Genomic DNA, 24,649 nt, shown 5'->3' with positions numbered 1-24,649 from the left:
AATTTCTTTAGGCCTACCTAAAAATCGCAACAGTTATCTTGTTTTAGGCGAGCCTAAAATTATGACACGAGACACGCAAGCGGGGCGGTGGTGTCCAACACGTCGGCGGTTTCTCGGAGTCGGCTCCGGCGTCGCCGCCACCTGCCTCCTCGCTGGCTGTACCGGCAGTAACGACGGGAACGTGGGGTCGAAATCCGACGGTCAGGGTTCCACGACCGCGACCGAAACGACCGATACCGAGACGGAAACGACCGATGCAGCGGACGGGAGCTATTCGGTGTCGATGTCCCCGATGGGAAAGGTGACGTTCGACGCCGTTCCGGAGGACATCTTCACCGTCCTCACCCACCATGCGGGGATGGCCGTTGCACTCGGCCACGGCGACGGCGTCAACGCACTCCACGCACCGGAGTACTACGACACCGTGATGAACCTCTACTACGAGCGCCTCGACGGCGTCTCGGTTGACTGGTCGGACTGCTTCTCGTCGTGGGGCGCACCGAAAGAGGAACTGTACGAACTCGACAGCGACGTTCACCTCGCGGACCCGGCGGAGATGGTGTCGATGAAGAACTGGTCGCGCTCGGACGTGAACGAAATCGCGAAAAACGTCGGCCCGTGGTTCGGCAACAGTTACAGCGACGCCAACCGGAAGCCGCCGAAGGGCTGGCGTGACAGCTACGAGTACTACTCCCTCTGGGACATCTTCGGCAAGGTCGCACAGGTGTTCCGCGAGGAAGCGCGTTACGAGGCGCTCGCGGCAGTTCACGCCGACCTCGTTTCGACCATCGAATCGAAGCTGCCACCCGAGGACGAACGACCGACGGCGATCATGGTCACCGGTTCCGCGGACCTCTCCGATATTTGGGCCTACAAGCTGAACGCGCCCGGTTTCCTCAGCGCGCACATCCGTCCGCTCGGCGTAACGGACGCCTTCGGCAGCAAGGTTTCCTCGAACGACAAGGTGGATTTCGAGGCGATGCTGGAGGCGAACCCGGACGTGTTACTCGTCCTCGGCGGCATGGCACCGGACCACGAGATGTCCAAGACTCGGGAGATACTCGAAAGCGACCCCGTCGCCTCGAACATCTCGGCGGTGAAGAACGACCGCGTGTTCGTGCAGGGGATGCGCTATCAGGGTCCGCTCGTCAACCTCTTCCAACTGGAGATGACGGTCAAACAACTGTACCCCGACGTGTTCGGCGAGTGGCCGAAGTTCTCCGAGAGCCAGCCGTATCCGAAGTTCGGAGCGGACGAAGAGCTGTTCGACAAACGACGGGTCGCGGACATCGTGACCGGACGGGCCGACGACGTCTGACCGGCGGAAGTCGTCGATCCGTCGCGTCGAACCGATAGGGAACTCCAAAACCTCCCACTTCGCTTTTTCCCTATTGTCGAAGGATTGGTAACAGTTGCTACCCAACGGTTGTTCCATGCCCTCCCTCTCCAACGTCCGCCCGCAACGGAGCCACGTCTTTCCGTTTGCCGTGACGGCGTCCGCCCTCCTGTGGTTCGTGAACCGGGACGCGGAAATCTCCGGGATAACCCCCCGAACGGTCACACTCGGCGTCGCGTCCGTCGCCGTCGGCTATCTGCTCGCAATCCTCGTGGTTGCCGCGGTGAATCCCGACGATACCCGGTCGGGTATCGCTCGAACCCTGTTCTCCCCGTCGAACGAAACGCTCGCCGTGTTCGCCATCGCTTCGCTGTTGCTCGGCGGCTACGCGGTTACGGGATTCCCGTTTCTCCCCGGTGAACTCGACTTCGCAGTCCGTCTCCTCGGCCTCACCCTCGGCTGGCCGATTATCGTCACCTACGGCGCGACCGTCGTCGTTGGAAACGCGTTCGGCGGACGGCCGCCGTTCGCAATCGAAGCCGTCGCGGTCGAATTCGGCGTCGCCTGCACGACGGTATGGGTGTTCCTGCTGTCCGGATGGGTTACGGACGCCGTCGGTCGTCTTTCGGGTTCCGTCGGGATCCCTCGCTAAATCGAATTCGAAGACCGGTGAAACGGCCTCTCGGAAATCGTCCGCCGCAGTTCGCCGAGCGTCTCGCGTTCGACGCCGCTGGAGAGGGATGCGATGAGGGAGTGCACCTCCTCGCGTGAAACCTTGATACCCGCTCGACGAAGCGCGTCCTCCGGTCGCTTTCTGACTTCGCGGAGCGTCCCGACCGCGAGCAGGTAGGGAATCGTCCACGCGACGAGACGGTTGCCCCGCTCGCGCGGCATGGTCTCCAGATACGTCTGGGCGTCGTCGGTAAAGCTGTGTGCGTGGTCCGCGGTTCGGGCGACGACGTCCGCGACGTCGTCGCTGTGTTCGGGGTCACAGAGTTCGTCCTGCGGGACATCGGCCTCGTCCAGCCACGTCTCGGGAAGGTACACGTTGTTCTCGTCGTGGTAGTCCACGTAGACGTCCTTCGTCACGTTGACGAGTTGGAGGAGGAGCGAGAACGATTCCGAGGTCTCGCGTAGACGGCTCGCCTGCGCCGAATCCGCATCCTGGCAGACGAGGTTCGTGATGAGTTCTCCGACGGTTCCCGCGACGTAGTAGCAGTACTCTTCGAGTTCCGCCCTGCTTCCGATTCGAAGACCACCCGTGTCGGCATACCGTTCGACGAACATCGCCATCCCGTTCACGAGTTCACGCACCGGCGGTCGAACCGCTTGCCGGACCGAGGGAGAGCACGTACCGAACGTCCGCACGATGCGGGGGGCGTGACTGACGACGGACCAATCGGCATCGTCGCCGTCGGTATCGTCGGGAATCCACTCGTCTACAGCCTCGCGGAACTCCTCAACTGTCGTCGCATCGGTCGGGTCGAGGACGGCGTCGTACTGGTGGAGGAGGCTCGCCTGTTCGGCGGGCGGGATATGGCCCGCATCCTCGATGGTGTCCGCGACACGGCAGAGGAGGTATCCGACGCAGATGGCGTCGGCCATCGGCGTATCGAGCAGCTCGATAGTGATGGCAAACGTGCGGGAGACACCTTGAACCGCTTGGTGACACCATTCGATGTCTGCCCCTGGCGGCTCGTCGGCGGTCGCGGAGGTCGGTGGCTGGTTATCCATTCTGTTATTGAACCTTCCTTCCGGGTTGAGACGGGAAAACCCCTTGGGCTTACCACTCCGGTTTGGCTGGAGCGGCTAATCAGTTCCGACTCCCGGTGACGCCGTCCCCGTGGACCGAGAGTCGCAAGCACCAAGTCTCACCACCCCGCACTCGAACACGAGAATGTACGAGGGCGTCCACGCCGTCCCGGATGGGGAAGCTACCGTCGCGCGGTTTGCGGCCACGGCGAGTGAGTACGAGTTCGACGGCGTCGTCGTCCGCAATCACGGCGATTCACGGGCGGAATTCGACGCCGAGACCGTCAGCGACGAGTACGGCGTGGACGTGGTGGACGGCCTCGAAATCCGCGCCGACAACCCATCGCAGGCCAGCGGCCACGTCGGTAACTTTCGCCCGAAGACGACGGTCCTCCTGCTCCACGGCGGCACGGCGAAGCTCAACCGGTTTGCCGTCGAGGAGGAGCGGATCGACGTGTTGGCCCACCCGATGCGCGGACGCGGGGATTTCAACCACGTGCTGGCGAAGGCCGCCGCCGAACACGGCGTCCGCATCGAATTCGACCTGTCCCGTGTCCTCCGTACCGACGGCGGCCCGCGAGTGCAGGCCATCCAAGACCTCCGGAAACTCCGCGAGTTGGTGGTCAAATACGACGCCCCGTTCGTCGTCAGCGCCAACCCGCGTACGCACCTCGAACTGCGGGCACCCCGCGAACTCACGGCCGTCGGCGAGATCATCGGGTTTTCGCCCGAACAGATCGAGGAGGGCTTGCGCGAGTGGGGTCACCTCGCCGACCGAAACCGGACGATTCAGTCCGACGATTTCATTGCGCCCGGCGTGAAACGTGGGCGGTATGAAGAAGACGATTGAGGAACACGCCGACCGCTTTTCGGACATCGCTGGCGACTACGACGATTCTCAGGACAGCGAGGAGTATCGCGCTTGTGTCTCCTTGGTCGTGGAGCACGCCGACCCCGGTGCGGACGACGTCGTCCTCGATTTGGGGACCGGCACGGGCGCAATCGCGCTCGCGCTCGCCCCCGACGCGAAGCGCGTCATCGGCCGTGACATCAGCGAAGGGATGATGGACGAGGCGCGAACGAAGGCCGAGGAGAACGACATCGGAAACGTCGAGTTCGGCGAGGGTCGCTTCCGTGATCCGAACGTCGGCGAGGACATCGATATCGTGGTATCGAACTTCGCCATGCATCACCTCTCCGACGAGGAAAAGAGCGAAGCCATCGAAGCAATCGCCGAATTGGGGCCGCGAAAGTTCGTGTTGGGCGACGTGATGTTCTTCGGCACGCCCGACCCGGAGGTCCCGTTTTACAGTCCCGAGGTGGACGACCCCTCGACGGTCGGCCATCTGGCCGACGTGCTGACCGACAACGGCTTCTCGCTGACCGCCGTCGAGCGGGTTCACGAGCAGGTCGGGGTGCTGGTCGCCGAACGCGTGCAAGAATCGTCGTAAAAATCAGCTTTCCGCACCAGTACGTTTTTTCCCGCTTACGCGCGTCCGACGTTCGGCGAGGCCATGCGGACGAAGTCGAAGAGCGCGTGCCGTTTCAGCAGAGCGAAGCCGGCGAAGATGGCAGCGAAGCCGATGATGGTGGTGTTGGCGACCAGTTCACCCAGCACCAGCCAGCTGAGGAGGGTGGCGACGACGGGTTCGAGGTAGCCGACGAGGTTCAGTTCGGTCGCGCCGATGGAGTCGAGCAGGTGGAAGTAGATGAGGAACGCGATGACGCCGGAGACGAGCACCAGGTATCCCAACGATGCGATGGCCGAAAACGACCAGTCGATGGCGGCAGGTGACTCGCCGCTGGCGAAGCTGACGCCGTGGATGATGATCGAACCGAACAGCATCGACCAGCCCTGAAGCGAGGGGATCGAGACGCTCGTCTCGAACGGTTGGCTCAACACAGAACCGAGGGCGAAACTCGCTGCGGCGAGGAAGACGAGGACGATTCCGACCGCGTCCGTCGAGAGGAGGTTCGCGGAAGTCGGGTTGGCGACGATAGCGACGCCCGCGACGCCGAGCACCAAACCGAGCGCACCGAGGGGGGAGACGTGTTCGTCTGCGAAGAGCGCGCTGGCGAAGACGGCCGTGAGAACCGGAGAGAGACTGACGATGACGGCCGCGAGCGCGCCGGGAACGTGTTCCTGACCGAGGTAGAGCAGGCTGTGGTGGCCCGCGATGATGAACGCGCCGATCGTGGCGATGGCGAGCACGTCACCGCGCGTCCGGGGTTTCCAGCGGTCGGTCGTAAACGCCGCGTACGCGAGGATGAGCAGACCGGCCGCGTCGTAGCGAACCGCCGCAAACAGGAGCGGCGGGAAGTGGTGCAGCCCGACGTCGATCGAGACGAACGAGCCACCCCAGAAGAGGGCCAGTAATCCGAACATCACACCATTCATCGGAAGATATCTTCCAAGCTTTGTCGCATTCATAGATTTCTATCCAACTGTAACAGGCCACCATTGTTAAACCCTTCTACAAGGAACAGCGTTGCAACCGAATCACATACAAGATCTATTGAGACAGTTAGAGTAAATTCTTGGTATTGAATCGTTATAGACATTAGTTGCCAACCATCAGGGGAGATCACCCCTCGTGCATCACCATTCGTCGCCCCGCCGAAGTCGTGATATTAAGTATGATCGACGTATAGTTCGAAATCAATGGACGAACGTGACGTTACACTGCTCAAGGCCATTTCGGATCTGGAGACCGGCAGTCCGGAGAAGTTACACGAGGAGACCGACATCCCAGTCTCGACGATTCATTACCGGTTGAACAACCTGCGCGAGGCGGGCGTCATCGAAAACGACCTGTACGACATCGACCTCGAACAGTTCGGACTCGGCGTCACCGTCGTCGTCGAGGTATTCGCCGATTACACCGGGTCGTACTCGGACTTCGGTGAGAAAATCCTCGACATCGAAGGGGTCACACAGGCGTACTTCACCATGGGCGAAACCGACTTCATCGTCGTCGCGCATCTCACCGGGCGCGAGATGGTCGAACGTCTCATCGGGGATTTCGAACGCATCGAGGAGGTCGAGCGGACGAACTCGACGTTCGTCATCTCCACCCTTCGTGACTCCCACCGCGTGCTCCAGAGCTATAGTTTGGACACCCTAGTCGACGAACTCGCGGAGGAGTAGGGCCGTCCCACCGCTCTCGGGACCCACCGGTTCCACCCCCTTCGGGAGAGATAGGTTCCGCTACTGGGCGTGATACCACAACGACGGTGCCGAACGGTCGTAGAAGGGGGAAGTGGGTATGGGGATGACGATACTGGCTTATCCACGGCTTGATTGCATCACTCGTTCGGGAGACCGCGATGGATTCTCTTCCGTCACTCCCCGGTCGAACGGTTCTTTCCTATCTATATTACCGCTTATAATTGTACTCCGTGTGGATACGTTTGGTAACCACTCTCGTGTATGTGAGTGCGGTTATTACCTTGCTTCCGCGGTCTGGCGGCGATATCGATGTTGATTGAGCGGGATTGATGGTCGTGGGTGGTGAACGTGCGAGGTGTGAATTCGAGGAAAGACATGATTCGAAACATCGCGACGGGCGTGCAGGCGTTTACCAGCAACGCGTTCCTCGTGGACGGAGAGCGGACCGTCCTCGTGGATACCGGATCGAACTTCGATGCCGTAGGCCGAGTCCAAGCGGAGGTGGACGACCTCGATGCGGTCATCATCACGCACACTCACCCCGACCACGTCGGCAACCTGGAGACCGTCAAGGACGCCTTTGGCGTCGAAGCGTTCGGCTTCGACACCGACCAACCCGGCGTCGATGTCGCCATCGAGGACGGGGACACGGTGAAAATCGGAGACCACGACTACCTCGCGCTCCACACGCCGGGACACAAGAACGACCACCTCTGCTTCTACGCCGATTCCCCGAAAATCCTGTTCGCGGGCGACCTCATCTTCCAGAACGGCGGCTTCGGCCGGACCGACCTCGATGAGGGTGACCGCCGGGTGCTCATCGAGAGCATCGATTCCGTCATCGACACGGTGGACGAGGAGTTGGCGGAGATGCACGTCGGCCACGGCCCGAGCGTGACGACCAATCCGTATCAGGACGTCGAATTGGCGTCGCAAGCGGCGCGGATGCGGTGAGAAGCAGGGTTACAGAAGCGCCTCGTATGCTTCCCCGTACGCTGACGCGGTTTTTTCGGGGTCGTTCCGCTCCTCTTTCGCCAGCGGTTCGAGCGTCATGGTTTCGGCGGGGTCGAGCAGGCTCACGACGTCCGCCACACGTTTTTCCATCGTTCCGTCGTGGACGCTGCTGTCCGCAACCTCGCAGGCCTTCGCGTAGCGTGTGCCGTCGTACACCCGCACGCGGCGGGGTTCGACCACGGCGACGGCGTCGAACTCAATGTCTCGAATCGGCAGAGCGATGTCGCTGTAGGATTCCACGACCGCCCGGTCTTCCGCTCGAATCCGCTCGGCCAATGCCCGGAAGTGCGGGAGATATCGTCGCTCGGTCTGGTCGTTCAACCCCTTCAGCGAATCCACGACGACGGCATCCGAGAGCGGGAGGTTCTCGCGCACGGGCTCGGGAAGTGAGACCGTGCCGTTGACGACGAATCCCTCGCCGACGCGGTCCACGAGGAACTCGCGGCGGGACTGGCCGAGCAACCCGTTTCCTTTGCCGGGTGCGGGCCGCCACAGTCGGTGCACCGGATTCACGTCCTCCGGCGCGTGATTTCCTGCGCTCGCGTCGGCCAGTCGAGTCGCGTCCTTGCCGTACAGTCGTCCGTCCGAGAGGGCACGCACGGCGTCGTCGTGGTCGAACCAGAAGTCGTTGCCCGCCCGCGGTTTGAATCCGACCGCATCGTGATGGGCGAGCAGACCGACCGTGAACGTCGTCTTTCCGGCGTCCACGCGGTCGCTTCCGGCGACGAGTATCGTCATTCCTTCAGCCCGTAGTACCCCGGTTCCTCGTCGCTCGGCGGTTCGGCGACGACGAGGCGCTCGGAGTTTCGCATCACCCACGGAATCGCCCAATCCAGCAGAATCTCCTCGGTTTCGACGTCGAGTTCGGCGTCGGGGTCGAGACCCTGAAGCAGGCGGGCGATTTCATAGACCGAATACATCATCTCCTCGTCGAGCAGTTCTTCCGGTTCGTAGAAATCACACGGATACAACTCCTCGAAATCGTCTTTTGGCTTCGGCATGCGTGTACCTACGTCCGACCGAGCGTAAAAGCTCCCGAATCGAGGCGCGTCGACGAGCTATTTGATATGCGTGAGCGTACTATCGTTCGATCATACTCGAACAAATATAATAAATGATCATTATATCCGAGTTTTTATATTGGTGCATTAGAGATAGAAAACGACATGGACGAGGAATCGGGAAGCGAGACGAAAGAAGCGCTCGTCTCGGCCTTCGCCGAGTTCGGCGGTACCTATCTTCGGGATATCTGGCTGTTCGACCAACACGACTTCGAGATGCTCTTTCTCCGTGAGGACGTCGCGGACAAACTCGAAACCGTCGACGTGGAGAAGTTCGTGGACAACGAGCGGTTCGGATTCATCACCCGTGACACCTACGACCAACTCTACTACGCCAACTATCAGTACACGGTCAGGGGATTCACCGACTTCGAACAGTTCCGCATGTTCTTCGACGACGACGAGCGAAACGTCGGCGTGTTCGCCAGTTTCGACTTGCAACCCGGCGGGTACGATTACGAATCGCTCTATCGACACGTCAGCGACATCGCTTCCGGATACGACGTTCCGACGGTAACGTCGGACGAGAAATAGCCGTCGCTTTCTCTGCTGTCTCGAAAAAATATCGGTGCGTTCGGACCTATTCGTAGCGCGACACGACGTTGTCGTACTGTTCTGCGACGTTGTCCCAGTCGACCACTTCGAAGAAGTTGTCGATGAAGTCGCCACGGTCCGGACCGTAGTCGTAGTAGTAGGAGTGCTCCCACACGTCCACCGCGAGAATCGGGTGGCTACCCCAGAGTGCGCCTTGGTCGTGCTTGTCAACTTTGACGTTGCGAAGCTGTTTGGCGACGGGGTCGTAGACGAGGAGTGCCCAGCCACCTGCGGCGCTCGCGGCGGCCTCGAACTCGCCCTTCCATCCCTCGTAGGAACCGAAGTCCTCCTCGATGCGGTCGGCGAGTTCGCCCTCGGGTTCGCCGCCGCCGTTCTCGTCCATGTTCTCCCAGAAGAGGGTGTGGAGGTAGTGACCACAGCCGTTGTGGGTCACGTTACCCAGCGCACCCGCCGTGCTGGAGTAGTCACCGGACTCGCGGTTCTCCGCGAGGGTCTCTTCGGCACTGTTGAGGCCGTTTACGTAGCCCTGATGGTGCGTATCGTGGTGCCACGTGAGAACCTGCTCGGAGATGTGCGGTTCCAGCGCGTCGTAGTCGTACGGGAGCGGTGGTAGTTCCGCGTTCGATTTTTCTGGCATATGAATTACCTCCACTAACTGTATCTCGTCTTAGCCTGTTAAACCTTGAGGAGATGTTAGCTAACATATCACACGATACGGCGGCAAAATAGACCGACTTCAGGGCGATTGCTCGGTCGTCACCTACTGCTCGCTTCGTCGTAGCGCTCCTCTACATCGTCCCAGTTGACGATGTCCCAGAAGTTGTCCACGTACTCGCCGCGGTTGTTCTCGTACTGGAGGTAGTAGGCGTGTTCCCACACGTCGAGTACCAACAGCGGCGTCGCCATCGGTGACTGATTCTGGTGGTTCTCGGCCATGGTCACGATCGGGATTTCTCCGACGTGGTCGTATAGCAACATCCCCCACCCGGAGCCTTCGACGCCCTTCGCGGCCGCCGAGAAGTTGGCCTTGAACTCGTCGAACGACCCGAACTGGTCGTCCAACGCATCGGCGAGTTCGCCGCCCGGTTCCCCGCCCCCGTCCGGGGACATGTTCTCCCAGAAGACGGAGTGATTGATGTGGCCCGCGAGGTTGAACGCGAGATTTCGTTCGACACCTTTCACGTCCCCCCACTCGTCGTTCTCCCGCATCGCTTCGAGCGTGTCGAGCGCCGCGTTCGCACCGTTGACGTAGCCCTGATGGTGTTTGTCGTGGTGCAGTTCCATGATGTGCGCATCGATACTCGGTTCGAGCGCGTCGTAGCTATACGGCAATTCCGGTAGTTCGTACGTTGCCATTGGTAACCCCCGGACAGTGGTCAACGGTCGTGATGTTAAGTGTTGAGGCGACGGTCCGAGGTCGCTCGATAAAATAAGCTCCGCGAAAATCCCGGTCGCGTCGATGACCGAGGTTTAGTCGTCCTGGTTCTGCCAGTTGCCGTTCTGGGCGTTCGACCAGGCGAACTGCGAGTTCTTGTTGCTCTGTGCGCTCGCTTGGACGGCGATCGCGTCGCCGGACTCCGCACCGTTACTTCGGCGGTCTCGAGCGGCAGCGTCTGTCGGACCATCATTGCGTCCACCGACGTTCACCGCTGCCGAAACCGCGTAGTTGTCGTCCTGGTGGTTGCGGTTGTACTGGATGACACCCTGGTCTTGGTCAACGTGTGAAACTGCGACTTGACCGCTGTGCTGTGAATCTCCTCGATCTCGTGACTGTGCGGCGGCGTTGCCCGCGAACCCGACTGCGAACAAACTGCCGACCATTGCTACTACGAGCAGTATTTTGAGCGTTTTTTTCATGATTGCCTCTTGGGCGCAAGTCCCCACCTCCCATTCACCACGTGAGGTGGGTGCGACCCTGTCGTCGCTCGTCGATGGATTTGTACTTCAATCCCGGTCACCGTTGAGTGGGAGATGACTCCCGCTACCTGCCGTCTTTCCGATTAACTTCCGAGTAGCGAGGATTAACCGCTTTCATCGCACGTATTCCAGCCAACAGTCAGTGGCAACTAGCATCAGGAAACCGAGGGTTACCGGAAACGAAAAACGACGGTTCACCTCCGTTCAGCCGTCTTTCACCGGGTTGTGGACACTATAAACCGGATTTCAGCGTACACTCGTCATCCTCTCGCGTTTTCGAACATCGTGATGGCCATCTCCCGGCGCTCCCCGTGGTCCACGATTGGGGCGGGGTAGTCGGGCGCGAGCGCCTCCCGTTCGTCCAGGTCGAGTTCGTTCCAATCGTGAACTTTGTCCGGGGGGACATCCTCCAACTCGGGAACGAACCGCTTGATATACGTCGCGTCCGCATCGAAGCGTTCGCCCTGCGTCATCGGGTTGAAGATGCGGAAGTAAGGCTGTGCGTCGGTACCGGTCGAGGCGGCCCACTGCCACCCGCCGTTGTCGTTCGCGGTGTCGTGATCCACGAGTTTCCGTCGGTACCAGTCGTAGCCCTCGCGCCAATCCACCAGCAGGTCCTTCGTCAGAAACGAGGCGACGATCATGCGGACGCGATTGTGTACCCACGACTCCTCGCGCAGTTGGCGCATTCCGGCGTCCACGATGGGATAGCCCGTCTCCCCGTTCTTCCACGCCCGCACGCCGTCGGGGTCGTCGCGCCACGCGATGTCGTACTGGTAGTCCTTGAAGTTCTCCACAACAACGTCCGGGTTGTTGTCCAACACGTGCATGTAGAACTCCCGCCACGCGAGTTGCCCCTGAAACTCCTCGACGGAGTCGGCATCGCTCGCGCTCTCGGCGTCGTTTTTCGCCTTCACCGTCGTCTCCCACAGTTCTCGAACTCCGATGGTCCCGAACTTGAGATGCGGTGAGAGACGCGAAGTCGATTCGCGGGCGGGGTAGTCACGGGCGTCGTCGTATCGATACACGTCCCGCTCGCAGAATTTGGCCGCGAGGTCGCGGGCCGCCTCTGTTCCGGCGGGAGGGATGTTCCCCTCGGGGTCCTCGAATCCGAGGTCGGCGAGGGACGGAATCGCGCCGTCGACCTCGCCAACCACTTCCTCCGGCGAGACGATTTCGTCGGGGGCGTCGAACGGCGCGTCCTTGTCCCGGTCGCGCCACTTCTTCCAGAAGTAGGTGTAGACGGAGTAGTACTCGCCCTCGTTCGTCGTAATGGAACCCGGCGTGTGCAAGAGCGCGTCGTGAAACGCTCGATGGTCGATTTCCGCGACATCCAGCGCGTCCCGAACGTCGGCGTCGCGTGCCTTCGCCAATCCGGAGTAATCCCGGTTCCAGACGACGGCGTCGGCGTCACACGCCTCGGCGATTCGCGGCAGTTCCTCGCGCGGGTCGCCGCGAACGATCAGCAGGTCGCCGCCGCGTTCGCGGTAGGACTCACGCAGCGATTCGAGCGCCGAGCACATGAACGACACCCGAGGTGGGGCCGCGTGGGCGAGAACCTCGTCGTCGAAGACGAACACCGGGAGGACGGTGTCACCCATCGAAAGCGCCCGGTTATCCTCGACCCGGAGGTCGCGCCGATGCCAGTGAAGGTGCATGGGCGAGGGAACGAGGACGATCCTCTTAACGAGCGAACCCACTTTGTAGGGTTCCCCCTGGAGCACCACAGCAGATCAACCATTCGACACGAATTTACAATGATGTTTTATGAGGGTGCCCTTCTTACAGTTGTTCATGGTGAATCTTACCACGTCGGTGAGGGACACGGTTTCCGAACAGCCGGACGATTTGGCCATCGTCACCGACGATAGGGAGTTGACGTACGAAGATCTCTGGGCGCAGATCGGCGGGTTCGCCGCGGGACTGGCGGAACGGGACGTCGGGGTGGACGACCGGGTCGCCGTCTACCTCCCGAACACGCCCGAGTTCGTGGTCACGTTCCACGGGACGCTCGCGGCGGGCGGCGTCGTGGTGCCGATGAACCCGCAGTATCGAACGCGGGAGATCAGCCACCTGCTCGCCGACAGCGGCGCGAAAGTCGTCGTGACGCTTCCGGACCTCGTCCCGTTCGTGGAGGAGGTCCGGGACGAAACCGACGTGGAACACATCGTTTCGCTCGGTCAGGGGGACGCGACCTTCTTCGGTGACTTCCTCGCCGAGGGGGACGGCGAAGTCGAACCACGCGAGGACGACGACCTCGCCGTTCAGCCCTACACCAGCGGAACGACGGGCACGCCGAAAGGGGTGGAACTCACCCATCGAAACCTCACCTCGAACGCGCACGGGGCGGCGGCCCTCGCGCCGGGCGGCGTCGGGCCGGACGACTCGCTGTTGGGCGTCCTCCCGCTGTTCCACATCTACGGTATGACGGTCTGCATGAACGCGACGCTGTTCAGTGGCGGGATTTTCTACCCGCTGCCGACGTGGGACGCCCAGCAGGCGCTTTCGCTCATTCAGGACGCAGAACTGACGATGATGCACGGCGTTCCCGCGATGTACAACGACATCATCAACCAACCGAACGCCGCCGAGTTCGACCTCTCGTCCATCCGGATGGCCGGTGTCGGCGGCGGTGGCATCCCCATCGAAGTACTTCGGCGATTCGAGGAACTGTACGACGCGAAGATTTACGAGGGGTACGGGCTGACCGAGACGAGTCCCGTCACGCACTTCAACACGCCCGACAAGGGCCGTCGCGTGGGCAGTATCGGTCGAACCATCGACGGCGTCAGCGCTCGCATCGTGACCGACGACTTCGAGGAACGGCCGCCCGTCGAGAAAGGGCCGCTCGCCGAGGACGACGCGGAACTGGACGACGTGACCGGCGAGATCGTGATCGCGGGTCCGAACGTGATGCGGGGCTACGCTGGCCTGCCGGACGCGACAGCGGATGCGTTCACCGAAGCGGACGGAAAGCGGTGGTTCCACACCGGCGATATCGGTTACTGGGACGAGGACGGCTTCTTCTACGTCGTGGATCGGAAGAAGCACATGATCAATACGGCGGGCTACAACGTCTACCCGCGCGAAGTCGAGGAACTCCTCTTCGAACACCCCGCCGTGGCCGACGTCGCCGTCGTCGGTATCCCGGACGAACGAAGAAACGAGACCGTGAAAGCGTTCGTCGTCCTCACGCCGGATGCGGACGTGACCGAGGACGAAATCCAGCAGTACTGCCTCGACAACCTCGCGGCGTACAAACACCCCCGCGAAGTCGTCTTCGTGGACGAACTCCCGCGCACGACGACCGGGAAGGTACAGAAGTTCGAACTGCAACAACAGTAACGACTGGAGAAGATCGACGACCGGAGAAGATCGATTTTTCGTCCGCGAGCGGGAAAGAGCTATGCCACAAACTGATAAATATTCAACCGATGATCGCGTCCCGAACCCTCCGAGATTTGCGCGACGACCGGTTCCGAACCGCCGTCCTCCTCGGCGTCGCTTCCATCCCGTTTACCGTCGGTTACAACTGGCTACTGACTCCGGACCCCGTTTCGGCGACACCGCTGGCCGTCGCCTGTGTACTCTCGGGCTATCGCTACGGCACGCGGTCGATACGCGGAACTCGTGTGGGGGCCGTGACCGGCATCGTCGGTGGGGTTCCCATCGCCGTTTGGAACGCCGGAACCGGGTTGGTCGAGTGGTGGGGTGATCCGGTCCTCGTCGATGCCGTCGGGAACTCGTGGCTGATGGCCGTGATCTCGGTTGCGGCGGCGGTCGTTACTTTGCTCGTCATGCCTATCGTCCTGCTCTTCGTCGGGATGGCCTGCGGGTTCGTCGGTGGCTGGTTGCACGACCGTCTCGATACGACGCGGCAACGTCGGTCGGGTGCCTGACTGGAAATCCTCGGTACTCAAACCCATCCCAATCGCATCTGGTCCTCGTCTCACAGCCATCCCAATCGCATCTGGTCCTCGTCTCACAGCCATCCCAATCGCATCTGGTCCTCGTAATACTCGCGTGCCCGCCGAATCTTTCGGAACAGGTAGGACGCGACGAGTCCCGAGAAGACGAGCACGTAGACGAGCAACCAGGCCAACGCGTCACCGCCGAATATCGACGACAGTAGGTTCGTCACGAATCCGGCGGTCGAGTTGTAAAACCCGTGGAGGAACGCGGGGATGGCGATTCCCTTGACGATTATCGGCCCACGGTTCGAGGAGACTATCTTCGCCAACCCGAGGTAGTAGCCCGAGATGGCCGCCCAGAGCACGTGGTTCGGGCCGACGATGGCGCGCGTCACTGCGACACCCGAGACGGTGACGGCGGTACCGCCGTTGGTTCCGACCGTCCCGACGACGTAGGTCAGGTTTTCGATGGTCGCAAAGCCAAGTCCGGCCATCGCCCCGTAGACGGCACCGTCGACGGCGGTCTGAAAGTGTGGCGTGCGGTAGGCGTGGAACCGAACGGCGAGCCACTTCACCGTCTCCTCGACCGGCCCGACGACGAGGAAGAAAAAGGGGACGATGGCGAGCGTCTCGATACCCACATCGTTCAGGACGCCCATCCCGAAGGTGTTGATGACCGCGGCGAACGCGGCGAACACCACGCCGAGGAGGAAGGTGGCGACGAGCGTGGGGATCGGTTCCCGTTCCGTCGGATCGACGCGCCAGATATAGAGTGCGAGGAGGAGCGCCGGGACGATTGAGACGAACGAAAGCAAGCCGAGAATCGGGCGTTTTTCGAGCGTCGTCGCTACCAACCCGAGTTCGATGAACACGAACGTCAGCGCGAGCACGAGCGTGGCGCCGCGGACCGCCTCGGCGAGGAAGCCGTACAACCGCAACGAGAACCGATCCATCAGGGTCCGTGGCTCCCACGATTCGATGTCGTACGAGTCCTCTCCCCGCATCACGTTCCGTGTTCCCCCATAGCCCGTTCCGATACGGGAGCGACCCCCAAAGTGTTTCCTCGCCCGGAACCCGTCACCGCTCGATTTCGCGCAGGGCCGAACGGGACAGTTCGTCGAACGAGGTGTGTCCGGACAGCGCCAGCGTCAGATCGAGGTCCGCGAGGAAATTTCGCAGGACTTCCCGCACGCCGTCTTGGCCCGCGATTCCGAGTCCGTAGATGTACGGTCGGCCGAGCAGAACCGCGTCCGCGCCGAGCGCGATGGCGCGGACGGCGTCCGCACCGCGACGGATGCCGCTGTCGAAGAGGACGGGAACCTCGTCACCGACTTCGTCCACGATGGCCGGGAGCGCATCGAGCGCGCCGATAGCGCCGTCCACCTGCCGCCCGCCGTGGTTCGAGACGACTACCCCGTCCACGCCCCGATCGATCGCTTTCCGTGCGTCGTCCGGATGGAGGATCCCCTTCAACACGATTGGAAGGTCGGTGCGTTCGCGGAGGAACGCGAGGTCGTCCCACGACAGCGACGGGTCGCCGAATATCTCGGTAAACCGCCAGAGGGCGGCACTCGCGTCCTCCTCGGGTGGCGAGTCGAGCGATGCACGAAACGCGGGGTCGCTGAGGTAGTTCGCAACACCCTCGCCGTCGAGGAACGGGAGATAGGCGTGGTCCACGTCGCGCTCGCGCCAGCCCATCATCGGCGTGTCGAGCGTGACGACGATGGCCTCGTAGCCCGCGTCCTCGGCCCGCGAGAGGAAACTCGCGGCGACGTCCCTGTCGGCGCTCCAGTAGAGTTGGAACCAGCCGAGCGTATCGCCCAGTTCCTCGGAAACGTCCTCCATCGTCTCGGACGAGGCGGAGCTCAACACGAGCGGAACGTCGAGTTCGGCGGCGGCCCGCGCGGTGGCGAGTTCGCCCTCGTCGTGGATGATGGATTGAACGCCGACCGGTGCGAGCATGACGGGGACGGGGAGCCTCTGGCCGAGGATTTCGACCGAGAGGTCGCGTTCGGACACGTCGCGGAGCATCCGGGGGACGATACGCCAGCGGTCGAAGGCGCGGCGGTTCTCGTCCTTCGTGCTTTCGGACCCGGCGGACCCGGCGACGTAGGCGTGGGCCTCCGGGGAGAGGTTCTCGCGTGCGAGTTCGGCGAGCGCTTCGGGGGAAGTCGGCAAATCGGGCGTTTGATCGGCGAGCATGCCGCCAGCGTACACCTCGTTCTGTCGGTTCGGGCCGAACGGTTCCGAGGAATCGTCCATACCGGATTGAAAGACTGTGTAGAATTATACTTTGTTCCGAACGGTTCAGGAACCGAGTCAGAACGAACCGGGAGTCAGATGGACGTGAAACAACTTCTCGCAGTCCTGCTCGCCGCAGATGGGGCACGCACCGTCGTCATCGCGTGCACCACCCTCGCTCGATGCCGTCGGATTCGCGGCCGTGATGACTCGCGTTCCGGCGTGGCCCAACTCGTACCCGGACTCCGTCTGTCGGACGAAGTACTCACAGAGCTTCGTCAGATGGTAGTTGAACTTCCCGGTGTCACGAATGCCGACACGCTCGCGGAGTTCGGTAAAGGAAAGCGACTCCTCGGCGTCGGCGAGTTCCCGGAGGATGGACATGCGAATCTCGTTGCCCAGCACGGCGAGCGCGTCCATCGGGGGGTCCGTCCCGTACGTCATAGCGGTGCTTTCGACGGCGCTCGCCATCAATCCCCCGAAAAACAATAAGAATTCTTACAGAACTGGCGTTCGCCGAAGCTTGATTGTTCACTCGGCTCGACAGTGCGTATGGCTGACATCGACTCGTCGGCGAAATCGGCGGGATGGCGTGGACGGTTCATGTCATCGAAGACGGGAACCCTCCTCTCGAACACGGGATTTCGGCGGCTGTATCTCGCTCGCATCGTCAACCGCGTCGGCGACAAACTGTACTCCATCGCGTCGATGTGGTTGGTGTATCAGCTGACCGGTTCGACGTTCTATACCGGACTCGCCGGATTCCTGTCCCGGCTTCCGATAGTGTTCGGGTTTCTGTTCGGTCCCATCGTCGACCGCTCACGCCTCTCCCGACTCCTCGTTCTCGTCGGGGCGGCACAGGCCATCGTCGTCGTTTCGGTTCCCGTAGTCGCCCGCGTTCACACGGTGAGCGTCTCCCTCGTTCTCGCAGTCGTCGGACTGCTCGCGCTTCTCGGACGACTCAACGCTCCGGCCGAGAAAGCCGCCCTTCCTCGACTCGTGGACGAGGAACTTCTCCCCCGAGCGAACTCGCTCGAATCGGCGACGCATCAGACCATCGGTGCGGTGGCAGAAGCCCTGTCGGGGGCGCTCATCGCCGTGTTCAGTGCCGTCGCGCTGTTCGCCTTCGACGCGGCGACGTTCGTCGTGAGTGCCACCTTTTTCGCCCTGCTGAGCGTTCCCACGACCGAGAAGACCGGAACGTCACCGAGCGCTACGGAGTACCTCGCCGACATCCGCGAGGGGTTCGAGTTGATTCGGAACTCGGTCGTCGGGCACATGGTCGTCGCGGCGAGCTTCGTGAGCGCGTTCACTGCCGGTTCGACGGCAGTGCTCCCGGCGTTCGCCGATTCGCTCGGCGGCGCGGAGACGTACGGACTGTTCATCGCGGCCATGACCGTCGGTCTCCTCGTGGGGTCGCTCGTCGCGTCGCGGTTCGAGACGATTCGATTCGGCCGCTTCGTAATCGTCGGCTTTCTGATCACCGCGGTCGGCCAACTCGGTATCGTCACGGTCGGTTGGCTCCCGGCGGTGCTCCTCTGTTACGGAATCGCCACCATCCCCATCGGGATTTACAACGTCCTCGTCAGCGCGACGATTCAGACCGGCGTTCCGAACGACTTGCTCGCGCGTGTGAGTTCCACGACCGGAAGTCTCGTCGCGGCCGTCGGTCCGGTCGGGTATCTCATCGGTGGGTCGCTCGGAGACAGATACGGAAGCGCGACGGTCATCGGGTTCTCCGCGATAGGGTACTGTTTGCTCGTCGGCTATTGGCTGGTCGTGCCCGCACTCCGCGAGTTCCCGCCGGTCACGAGCGTCGAACCGAACTCCTTCGGGACGTGAACACTGTCTCCCGTCGGTCGAGCGCTACCCTCGAACTCTATTCCCCGATACTTGTGGGTACCCTTCGGCGAACAACTCCCGGAAACCCGTAAATCGTGAATACCGACACCGATAGGTAACTACACGAACGATTCATAGGAAATGGCTGCAACGAGGACGGTTCATCTCCCGGTCGCGGCACAACCGAGCGTCGAGACGCTCGTCGAACTGACACAGCAGGCTGAGAAACTGGGCTACGAACACGCGTGGCTTCCCGAGACGTGGGGACGCGACGCGGTGACGAGCCTGACCGCGATGGCGCTCGGCACGGAAAAAATCGGTCTCGGGCCGTCCATCGTCAACGTCTACTCGCGGTCGCCCGCGCTCATCGGGCAGACCGCCGCGACGCTACAGGAAGTGTCGGACGGACGATTTCGGCTCGGTATCGGCCCGAGCGGACCGGCCGTCATTCAGGGATGGCACGGCGAGGCGTTCGACCGCCCGCTGCGGCGCACCCGCGAAACCATCGACATCGTCCGAAAAGTGCTGTCGGGCGAGACGGTGAACTACGACGGCGACTGCTTCACGCTGGGTGGCTTCCGACTGCGGTGTGAGCCACCGGAAACGCCGCCGCCGATCGACGCTGCCGGGATGGGGCCGAAGTCGGTGGAGTTGGCGGGACGGTTCGCCGACGGGTGGCACGCGACCCTCTTCACGCCCGACGGGATGGCCGACCGACTCGACGACTTACGGCGCGGTGTGGACCTCGGAAACCGCGATGCGGACGACGTGGAAGTGACGCTCTCGTTGACCTGCTGTGCGCTTTCGGACGGCGAGCGCGCCCGAAACCTCGCGCGACAACACGCCGCCTTCTACATCGGTGGGATGGGAACCTACTACCGCGATTCGTTGGCCCGGCAGGGGTACGAGGACGTCGCCTACGACATCTCGGAAGCGTGGGCGAACGGCGACAAGGAGCGGGCGACCGAACTGGTGGCCGACGACCTGCTGGACGACCTCGCCGCCGCGGGCACGCCCGAACGTGCCCGCGAGATGTTCGAGAAGTTCGCCGATATCGACGGCGTCGATTCGGTCGCCGTGGGGTTCCCCCGCGGTGCCACGGTCGAGGACGCACGGGAGACGATGGCCGCGTTGGCCCCGTGAATCGGTGCCCGACCAAACGTGTTAGGAACCGCCGATTTATATCTAGATCGATAATGATACATCGGGGCTTTCATAGCTGCCCCGTGCCTTAGAACAGTGCAACCTTGAAGGGTAGCCTTCCGGGGCTACCCCCTGTATTGCCTTTTAGTACGCTGGCCAGTGATAGCTCCGAGCCCAGCTATTTCCGCCGTCATCGTCCCCGTTTTGCGAAAGGAGCAAACCCCCGTGTGATCTATTCACATACTGTGGGGGGACGGTGAACGGAAACCATGACGCAAGCAATCGAGACGATCATCACGGAAGTATCGGAATGGGACGGCGTGGAGGTGGGTGAACACCGGTTCGGTGGCACGGAGTTCTCCCTCGGGCCACGGGAAATCGGCCATGTCCATCAGTGGGGTATCCTCGATATCGCGTTTCCGCGTCGGGTCCGCGACGAGCTCGTCACGGAAGGGCGAACGGAGCCACATCACATCTATCCGAGATCCGGGTGGACTACGTTCCACGTCGAGGGTTCGGACGACGTGGAGCGTGCGCTCTGGTTGTTGCGACTCTCATACCTCTTTCACGCCAGCACGATGGTGAACACGACGGGCGGGGAGGACACGCTTTCGAACCTCGACGTGGATTCGGAACTCGCTTCCCTCGGACCGAGCGACGAACTGCGGGCGCTCCTCTGAGTACCCGTTTCTAACTTCCCGCCCACTCCGTCGCTTTCTCGACGGCATCCGCTCGTGAATCGGTCTCGGCGATAGTCTCCCACTCGTCGTCCTCCACGTCGTAGACGTAAACCGCGTAGCCCTCGTCTCGGTAGGTCAGATTTTCGACGTACAACTCCTTGGTATCGTCGTCGCGCAACCAGATCCGGATCTGTTTGCCACCTTCCAGATCCTCCCTCCGTCGCCAACCCTCGATCGGCACTATGGCGACCTCCTGATGGTGCTGTTGTCTCGCTCGTACTCGGGACGAATCATCGTAGAATTCGCCACGACGGGTTCGCACTTGTACGTTCGGGCGAGAAAGAGCGAATCCGATTTTATTTTCCTGTGATTGGGACCACTGCGACGATGGTTTTGAGAACCCCTTCCGTGCTCACTACGAACGGTCCTGTTTGGTTTTTCAGAGACGACCGCCGAGCCCCAACATACCGCAACCGCGCCGCCCTACTACCCGCGATAATAGACGTTTCCGGAGACGACGACGGTTTCCGAGCCTCCCTGGGGAACGCGTCGGGACGGCCGCTGGGCGGCGACGACGCCGCGTTTGAGCGTCGCCCACTTCAGCAGGACGAACCCGGCGACGATGACGAGGAAGCCCGAAACCGTCGCGTCGGTGATGGGTTCGCCGAGGAGTGCCCACCCGAACAGGGTGGCGGCCACTGGAACGGCGTAGTTCACGAGATTGACCTCGTTCGCGCCGACTCGCTCCAGCAGGTCGAAGTAAATGACGTACCCGCCGATGCTGGCGACGAACGCGAGGTACACGAGCGAAACGAGCGCCGGGCGGGTGAACGAGACGGACGGCCACCCGCGGATTGCGGCGCTCGTCGCGTGGAGGACGAGCGCGCCGACGACCATCATCCACGCCTGCTGGGTCAACGCCGGGAGCGTCGTCCGCAATCGCTGGGTCACCACCGACGCGAACGCGAAGACGAGCGCCGCGACGAGCAGCAGCGCGATGCCGACCGTCGAACCGCCGAGCGATGTGGGGTCGGCGACGACGACAACGCCGACCAGCGCGAGCAGGACGCCGACGACTTCGAGTGCGTTGAACCGTTCGTTCGGCAGGAGCGCCAATGCGAACAGCGGCGTGACGACGGGTTTCAGGCTCAGGATGACCGCACCCACGCCGCTCGTGACGTACTGCTGGCCGGTGAAGAGGAGCGCGAGATAGGCACCGAACATGAAGGTCCCGCCGACTCCGACGAGCGTCCAGTCGGTTCGTGTCGTCGGTCGCCACTGGAAGTCGTCGTTTCGCAGGCCGAGGCCGACGACGACGGTCAGCAGGGCCGCGCCAGCGACGTCGTACCGGAACGCCGCGAAGAGGACGGGTGGGAACGCGTGCAAGCCGGCCTTGATGGCGACGAACGACGAACCCCAGATCACCGCGAGCAGAGCGAACAGCATCGAATTTCGATATCGTGACGGAATCATGAGAGAGTGGACACCTGTGTTCAGTTGGTGACGCTGGTAGTGTGCGGGTATACTTGAAAATTCTCGAAGACACGATACCACGGTACACGCCCCCACGGATCAGTTTCGGACCGTTATGTTCCCCCGGAAATCCTTTGGGGGTTCACGACCAGTCATCGGCATGGCAGACACACGCACGGGCGCGGCGTTGTTCACTGACGCGCTCGAAGCCTACGGCGTTCGACACGTGTTCGGGAACCCCGGAACGACCGAACTCCCGGTCATGGAAGCGCTGGGAGAGAGCGAACTGGAGTACGTCCTCGCGCCACACGAGGACATCGCGGTGGGGATGGCCGCGGGCTATGCGAGCACGAGGAACTATCGAGGTACCGAAGACGGTAGTCCGGTCGGCGTCGTCAACCTACACGTCGCGCCGGGCGTCGCTCACGGACTGGGCAACCTCTACGGCGCGTCGGTGACGGGCGCGCCGCTCGTCGTCACGGCCGGAGCACACAGCCTCGATTTCCGCCACGAGGAACCGATCCTCTCGGGAGACGTGCTCGCCATGACCGACCAGTTCACGAAGTGGAGCGCGGAGGTAACGGACGTGGAAGCCCTCCCGACCATGCTCCGGCGGGCGTTCCGCGTGGCCCAGACGCCGCCGACGGGTCCGGTCTTCCTCTCGCTCCCGCTCGACGTGATGATGGCCGAGACCGACGCCGAACCCGAACGATTGGGCCGGATTCAGAACCCCGGTTCCGGCGACCCGGCCGCAATCGCACGAGCCGCGAGGTTGCTCGAAGACGCCGAGGACCCCGTCATCGTCGTCGGCGACCACATCCCTCGACACAACGCGTACTCCGAGGTCGACTCGCTCGACGCGGCGGTCCGGTTGGCGGAAGCGACCGGCGCGCGAGTTCACGCCGAAATATTGGCCTGTGAAGTGGACTTCCCCGGCACGCACGACCAGTGGGTGTCCCACATCCCGCCGGACGAGGGTATCGCCGCCGCGACGATGAACGCCGACACAGTCGTGTTCGCGGGGTGTTCGACCAATACTACCTTGACGCGCCACGACCGTGACCTCGTCCCCGAGGACGCGACCATCATCGACCTGAACGACGAACCGTGGCAGGTCGGCAAGAACACGCCCGCCGACGTCGCCGTGACGGGTGATCTGGGACACGTGATGGACGAACTCGCCGAGGAAGTCGAAATAGGGGACGACGAACTCACGGGACGGTTGGAACGCGTCGCGCAGTTCAAGGAGTTCGCGAAAGGGCAGATGGCGTCGATGGGCGAGGGCGACGATACCGACGACCCGCGTGCCTCGAAAGCCGAACTCGTCGATACCCTTCGGGAAACCCTTTCTTCCCCGTACATCGTGGACGAGGGCATCACGTCGAAGTACGTCATGCTCCTTCGCTGGGCGTTCGAGCGGGAAGCCTACATCTCGAACAAGGGTGGCGGTCTCGGCTACGGCCTCCCCGCCGCAATCGGGGCCGGGATGGCGGAAGCCGAGCGGGACGACCCGCGGCAGGTCGTTGGCTTCGTCGGCGACGGATCGTATCTGTACTACCCACATTCGCTCTACTCGGCGGCGCGATACGACGTGGACGTGACCGTCGTCGTCTCCGACAACCGCAACTACCGCATCCTGAAGGACAACACGCTGAAACTGCTCGGCGGCGAGGACGCCGACCACGAGTACGTCGGCATGGATTTCGAACCGCCGGTCGATATCCCGAAGAACGCGGAGAGCCACGGTGCGAGCGGTTATCTCGTCGAGTCACCCAGTGCGATAGCGGAGACGTTGGAAACGGCGTTGGCCGAGGACGGACCGAGCGTCGTGGACGTGTTGGTTCACGACTGAATGGCCGCGTCGTCCCCGCCGTCGAGGTGGAATTCCCGAAACACGTCCCGATCGGTCTGTTCGGAAAAAATCTCGGTGAATCCTCGGTCGGTGAACACCCGATTCCAGTTCCTGAAGTAGAGCGGGAACTCGTCGTGGACGTAGTTCACGGGGGTTTCAGACGACCCGTCGTCTCCTTCCCCCAGGTTCTCATCGGCTCTTCGTTCGTTTTCCACGGTGATGAGACGGTTGGCGGTGATTCGTTCCAGTTCCTCGAATACGCCCCCGTCGGGGTGGACGTGCTGGAGAGTCTCGACGGAGAACACGACGTCGAACTGATCGTCGTCGAACTCGGTGATGGTGTCCTCGATGGCGTCGATGTAGAACGTTCCGTCCGCGGCGAGTTCGGGATAGTTTTCCTCCATCACCGAAAGTGCCTCGCCGTTTATTTCGATGCCGTGAAGGTCCTCGTATCCCCCGTCGTGAAGGTGCGCGAGGTGCCGTCCCGAACTGCACCCGAGTTCGAGGATGGCCGCGTCCGATTCGATAGCGGAGTCGAGGCGAGCGCGGATCAACTCGCTCGTCTCGTTCGGCCCGTAGTAGGCGTAGTAGTCCGGCGAGTACTCTCCCGACCGTTCTTCCCACTGTTGGCGGACGCTGTTGGGATCCATTCACGGTTCTACGAACCCCATACGTAAAACGTCGGTTATACCTAAAACGCCAG

27 protein-coding genes are annotated in these 24,649 nt (G+C 62.2%); 13 read left to right on the top strand and 14 right to left on the bottom strand.

All coding sequences use genetic code 11. The features are described 5' to 3' along the window. Nucleotides 1–61: 61 nt before the first annotated feature. Nucleotides 62–1,318: an ABC transporter substrate-binding protein gene (locus NKF25_RS08105; protein ID WP_253226183.1), complete on the top strand. Its 1,257-nt coding sequence runs from the start codon at nucleotides 62–64 to the stop codon at nucleotides 1,316–1,318. Between the two features lie 115 nt (nucleotides 1,319–1,433). Beyond that, nucleotides 1,434–1,988, top strand: a complete 555-nt coding sequence (locus NKF25_RS08100; RefSeq protein WP_253226182.1) for a hypothetical protein — start codon at nucleotides 1,434–1,436, stop codon at nucleotides 1,986–1,988. Here NKF25_RS08100 and NKF25_RS08095 read toward each other — a convergent pair. Further along, on the bottom strand, nucleotides 1,985–3,070 hold the full coding sequence (locus NKF25_RS08095) for a phytoene/squalene synthase family protein (protein ID WP_253226181.1): 1,086 nt from the start codon (nucleotides 3,068–3,070) through the stop codon (nucleotides 1,985–1,987). The genes NKF25_RS08100 and NKF25_RS08095 overlap by 4 nt on opposite strands. Nucleotides 3,071–3,233: 163 nt before the next feature. Here NKF25_RS08095 and NKF25_RS08090 point away from each other — a divergent pair, with 163 nt between their 5' ends. Further along, nucleotides 3,234–3,938, top strand: a complete 705-nt coding sequence (locus NKF25_RS08090; protein WP_253226180.1) for an RNase P subunit p30 family protein — start codon at nucleotides 3,234–3,236, stop codon at nucleotides 3,936–3,938. After that, a complete protein-coding gene (locus tag NKF25_RS08085) occupies nucleotides 3,922–4,539 on the top strand; it encodes a class I SAM-dependent methyltransferase (RefSeq protein WP_253226179.1) in 618 nt (205 codons plus the stop codon). Before NKF25_RS08090 ends, NKF25_RS08085 begins: the two co-directional genes overlap by 17 nt. Nucleotides 4,540–4,574: 35 nt before the next feature. On the opposite strand, the gene NKF25_RS08080 is transcribed toward NKF25_RS08085, so the two are convergent. Then, nucleotides 4,575–5,474, bottom strand: a complete 900-nt coding sequence (locus tag NKF25_RS08080; protein ID WP_253226178.1) for an EamA family transporter — start codon at nucleotides 5,472–5,474, stop codon at nucleotides 4,575–4,577. A 276-nt stretch (nucleotides 5,475–5,750) separates the two neighbouring features. Here NKF25_RS08080 and NKF25_RS08075 point away from each other — a divergent pair, with 276 nt between their 5' ends. Then, on the top strand, nucleotides 5,751–6,236 hold the full coding sequence (locus NKF25_RS08075; protein WP_253226177.1) for an Lrp/AsnC family transcriptional regulator: 486 nt from the start codon (nucleotides 5,751–5,753) through the stop codon (nucleotides 6,234–6,236). A 396-nt stretch (nucleotides 6,237–6,632) separates the two neighbouring features. Further along, a complete protein-coding gene (locus NKF25_RS08070) occupies nucleotides 6,633–7,211 on the top strand; it encodes an MBL fold metallo-hydrolase (RefSeq protein WP_253226176.1) in 579 nt (192 codons plus the stop codon). 9 nt (nucleotides 7,212–7,220) lie between these two features. Here NKF25_RS08070 and NKF25_RS08065 read toward each other — a convergent pair whose 3' ends face one another. Next, entirely contained in the window at nucleotides 7,221–8,009 is a 789-nt protein-coding gene (locus NKF25_RS08065) for an ATPase (RefSeq protein ID WP_253226175.1), read from the bottom strand. Continuing rightward, nucleotides 8,006–8,272 carry a DUF5827 family protein gene (locus NKF25_RS08060; RefSeq protein WP_253226174.1) on the bottom strand — a complete coding sequence of 89 codons (267 nt, stop codon included), beginning with the start codon at nucleotides 8,270–8,272 and terminating at the stop codon, nucleotides 8,006–8,008. The genes NKF25_RS08065 and NKF25_RS08060 overlap by 4 nt, the downstream gene beginning before the upstream one ends. A 165-nt stretch (nucleotides 8,273–8,437) precedes the next feature. Here NKF25_RS08060 and NKF25_RS08055 point away from each other — a divergent pair, with 165 nt between their 5' ends. Beyond that, complete coding sequence (locus NKF25_RS08055; RefSeq protein ID WP_253226173.1) at nucleotides 8,438–8,866, top strand: hypothetical protein; 429 nt, start codon at nucleotides 8,438–8,440, stop codon at nucleotides 8,864–8,866. A 46-nt stretch (nucleotides 8,867–8,912) separates the two neighbouring features. On the opposite strand, the gene sod is transcribed toward NKF25_RS08055, so the two are convergent. The 4 genes from sod to NKF25_RS08035 all read right to left on the bottom strand — a co-directional run bounded on the left by sod (nucleotide 8,913) and on the right by NKF25_RS08035 (nucleotide 12,462). Further along, on the bottom strand, nucleotides 8,913–9,524 hold the full coding sequence (gene sod, locus NKF25_RS08050) for a superoxide dismutase (RefSeq protein ID WP_066146261.1): 612 nt from the start codon (nucleotides 9,522–9,524) through the stop codon (nucleotides 8,913–8,915). A gap of 119 nt (nucleotides 9,525–9,643) precedes the next feature. Further along, nucleotides 9,644–10,243 carry a superoxide dismutase gene (locus NKF25_RS08045; RefSeq protein ID WP_253226172.1) on the bottom strand — a complete coding sequence of 200 codons (600 nt, stop codon included), beginning with the start codon at nucleotides 10,241–10,243 and terminating at the stop codon, nucleotides 9,644–9,646. A 114-nt stretch (nucleotides 10,244–10,357) separates the two neighbouring features. Then, a complete protein-coding gene (locus NKF25_RS08040; RefSeq protein ID WP_253226171.1) occupies nucleotides 10,358–10,744 on the bottom strand; it encodes a hypothetical protein in 387 nt (128 codons plus the stop codon). 320 nt (nucleotides 10,745–11,064) lie between these two features. Then, the gene (locus NKF25_RS08035; RefSeq protein WP_253226398.1) at nucleotides 11,065–12,462 is read right to left on the bottom strand and encodes a deoxyribodipyrimidine photo-lyase; all 1,398 of its coding nucleotides are present in this window, start codon (nucleotides 12,460–12,462) and stop codon (nucleotides 11,065–11,067) included. 136 nt (nucleotides 12,463–12,598) lie between these two features. Here NKF25_RS08035 and NKF25_RS08030 point away from each other — a divergent pair, with 136 nt between their 5' ends. Beyond that, a complete protein-coding gene (locus NKF25_RS08030; protein ID WP_253226170.1) occupies nucleotides 12,599–14,149 on the top strand; it encodes a long-chain fatty acid--CoA ligase in 1,551 nt (516 codons plus the stop codon). A gap of 89 nt (nucleotides 14,150–14,238) precedes the next feature. Continuing rightward, nucleotides 14,239–14,703 carry a DUF5518 domain-containing protein gene (locus NKF25_RS08025; RefSeq protein ID WP_253226169.1) on the top strand — a complete coding sequence of 155 codons (465 nt, stop codon included), beginning with the start codon at nucleotides 14,239–14,241 and terminating at the stop codon, nucleotides 14,701–14,703. A gap of 83 nt (nucleotides 14,704–14,786) precedes the next feature. On the opposite strand, the gene NKF25_RS08020 is transcribed toward NKF25_RS08025, so the two are convergent. The 3 genes from NKF25_RS08020 to NKF25_RS08010 all read right to left on the bottom strand — a co-directional run bounded on the left by NKF25_RS08020 (nucleotide 14,787) and on the right by NKF25_RS08010 (nucleotide 17,427). Then, nucleotides 14,787–15,719 carry a PrsW family glutamic-type intramembrane protease gene (locus NKF25_RS08020; protein ID WP_253226168.1) on the bottom strand — a complete coding sequence of 311 codons (933 nt, stop codon included), beginning with the start codon at nucleotides 15,717–15,719 and terminating at the stop codon, nucleotides 14,787–14,789. A gap of 73 nt (nucleotides 15,720–15,792) precedes the next feature. Further along, nucleotides 15,793–16,977, bottom strand: coding sequence for a lactate 2-monooxygenase (locus tag NKF25_RS08015; RefSeq protein WP_253226167.1), 1,185 nt, complete (start codon nucleotides 16,975–16,977; stop codon nucleotides 15,793–15,795). 57 nt (nucleotides 16,978–17,034) lie between these two features. Further along, on the bottom strand, nucleotides 17,035–17,427 hold the full coding sequence (locus tag NKF25_RS08010; protein WP_253226166.1) for a helix-turn-helix domain-containing protein: 393 nt from the start codon (nucleotides 17,425–17,427) through the stop codon (nucleotides 17,035–17,037). A gap of 81 nt (nucleotides 17,428–17,508) precedes the next feature. Here NKF25_RS08010 and NKF25_RS08005 point away from each other — a divergent pair, with 81 nt between their 5' ends. From NKF25_RS08005 to NKF25_RS07995, 3 genes are all read left to right on the top strand, one after another. Further along, nucleotides 17,509–18,798, top strand: coding sequence for an MFS transporter (locus NKF25_RS08005; RefSeq protein ID WP_253226165.1), 1,290 nt, complete (start codon nucleotides 17,509–17,511; stop codon nucleotides 18,796–18,798). A gap of 141 nt (nucleotides 18,799–18,939) precedes the next feature. Continuing rightward, entirely contained in the window at nucleotides 18,940–19,941 is a 1,002-nt protein-coding gene (locus NKF25_RS08000; RefSeq protein WP_253226164.1) for a TIGR04024 family LLM class F420-dependent oxidoreductase, read from the top strand. 269 nt (nucleotides 19,942–20,210) lie between these two features. After that, a complete protein-coding gene (locus NKF25_RS07995) occupies nucleotides 20,211–20,621 on the top strand; it encodes a luciferase family protein (RefSeq protein WP_253226163.1) in 411 nt (136 codons plus the stop codon). A gap of 10 nt (nucleotides 20,622–20,631) precedes the next feature. Here NKF25_RS07995 and NKF25_RS07990 read toward each other — a convergent pair whose 3' ends face one another. Next, nucleotides 20,632–20,862 (bottom strand): hypothetical protein, encoded by a 231-nt coding sequence (locus tag NKF25_RS07990; RefSeq protein ID WP_253226162.1) that lies wholly within the window; start codon nucleotides 20,860–20,862, stop codon nucleotides 20,632–20,634. Between the two features lie 245 nt (nucleotides 20,863–21,107). Beyond that, a complete protein-coding gene (locus NKF25_RS07985) occupies nucleotides 21,108–22,094 on the bottom strand; it encodes a DMT family transporter (protein ID WP_253226161.1) in 987 nt (328 codons plus the stop codon). A 160-nt stretch (nucleotides 22,095–22,254) separates the two neighbouring features. On the opposite strand from NKF25_RS07985, the gene NKF25_RS07980 reads away from it, so the two are divergent. Then, nucleotides 22,255–23,946: a thiamine pyrophosphate-binding protein gene (locus tag NKF25_RS07980; RefSeq protein ID WP_253226160.1), complete on the top strand. Its 1,692-nt coding sequence runs from the start codon at nucleotides 22,255–22,257 to the stop codon at nucleotides 23,944–23,946. Here NKF25_RS07980 and NKF25_RS07975 read toward each other — a convergent pair. Further along, on the bottom strand, nucleotides 23,937–24,596 hold the full coding sequence (locus NKF25_RS07975; RefSeq protein WP_253226159.1) for a class I SAM-dependent methyltransferase: 660 nt from the start codon (nucleotides 24,594–24,596) through the stop codon (nucleotides 23,937–23,939). The genes NKF25_RS07980 and NKF25_RS07975 overlap by 10 nt on opposite strands. Nucleotides 24,597–24,649: the final 53 nt, after the last annotated feature.

Source organism: Haladaptatus sp. AB643 (assembly GCF_024136975.1).
GTDB lineage: Archaea > Halobacteriota > Halobacteria > Halobacteriales > Haladaptataceae > Haladaptatus.
Note: the sequence above shows the minus strand (reverse complement) of the source record. Positions and strands in the feature narration are given on the sequence as shown.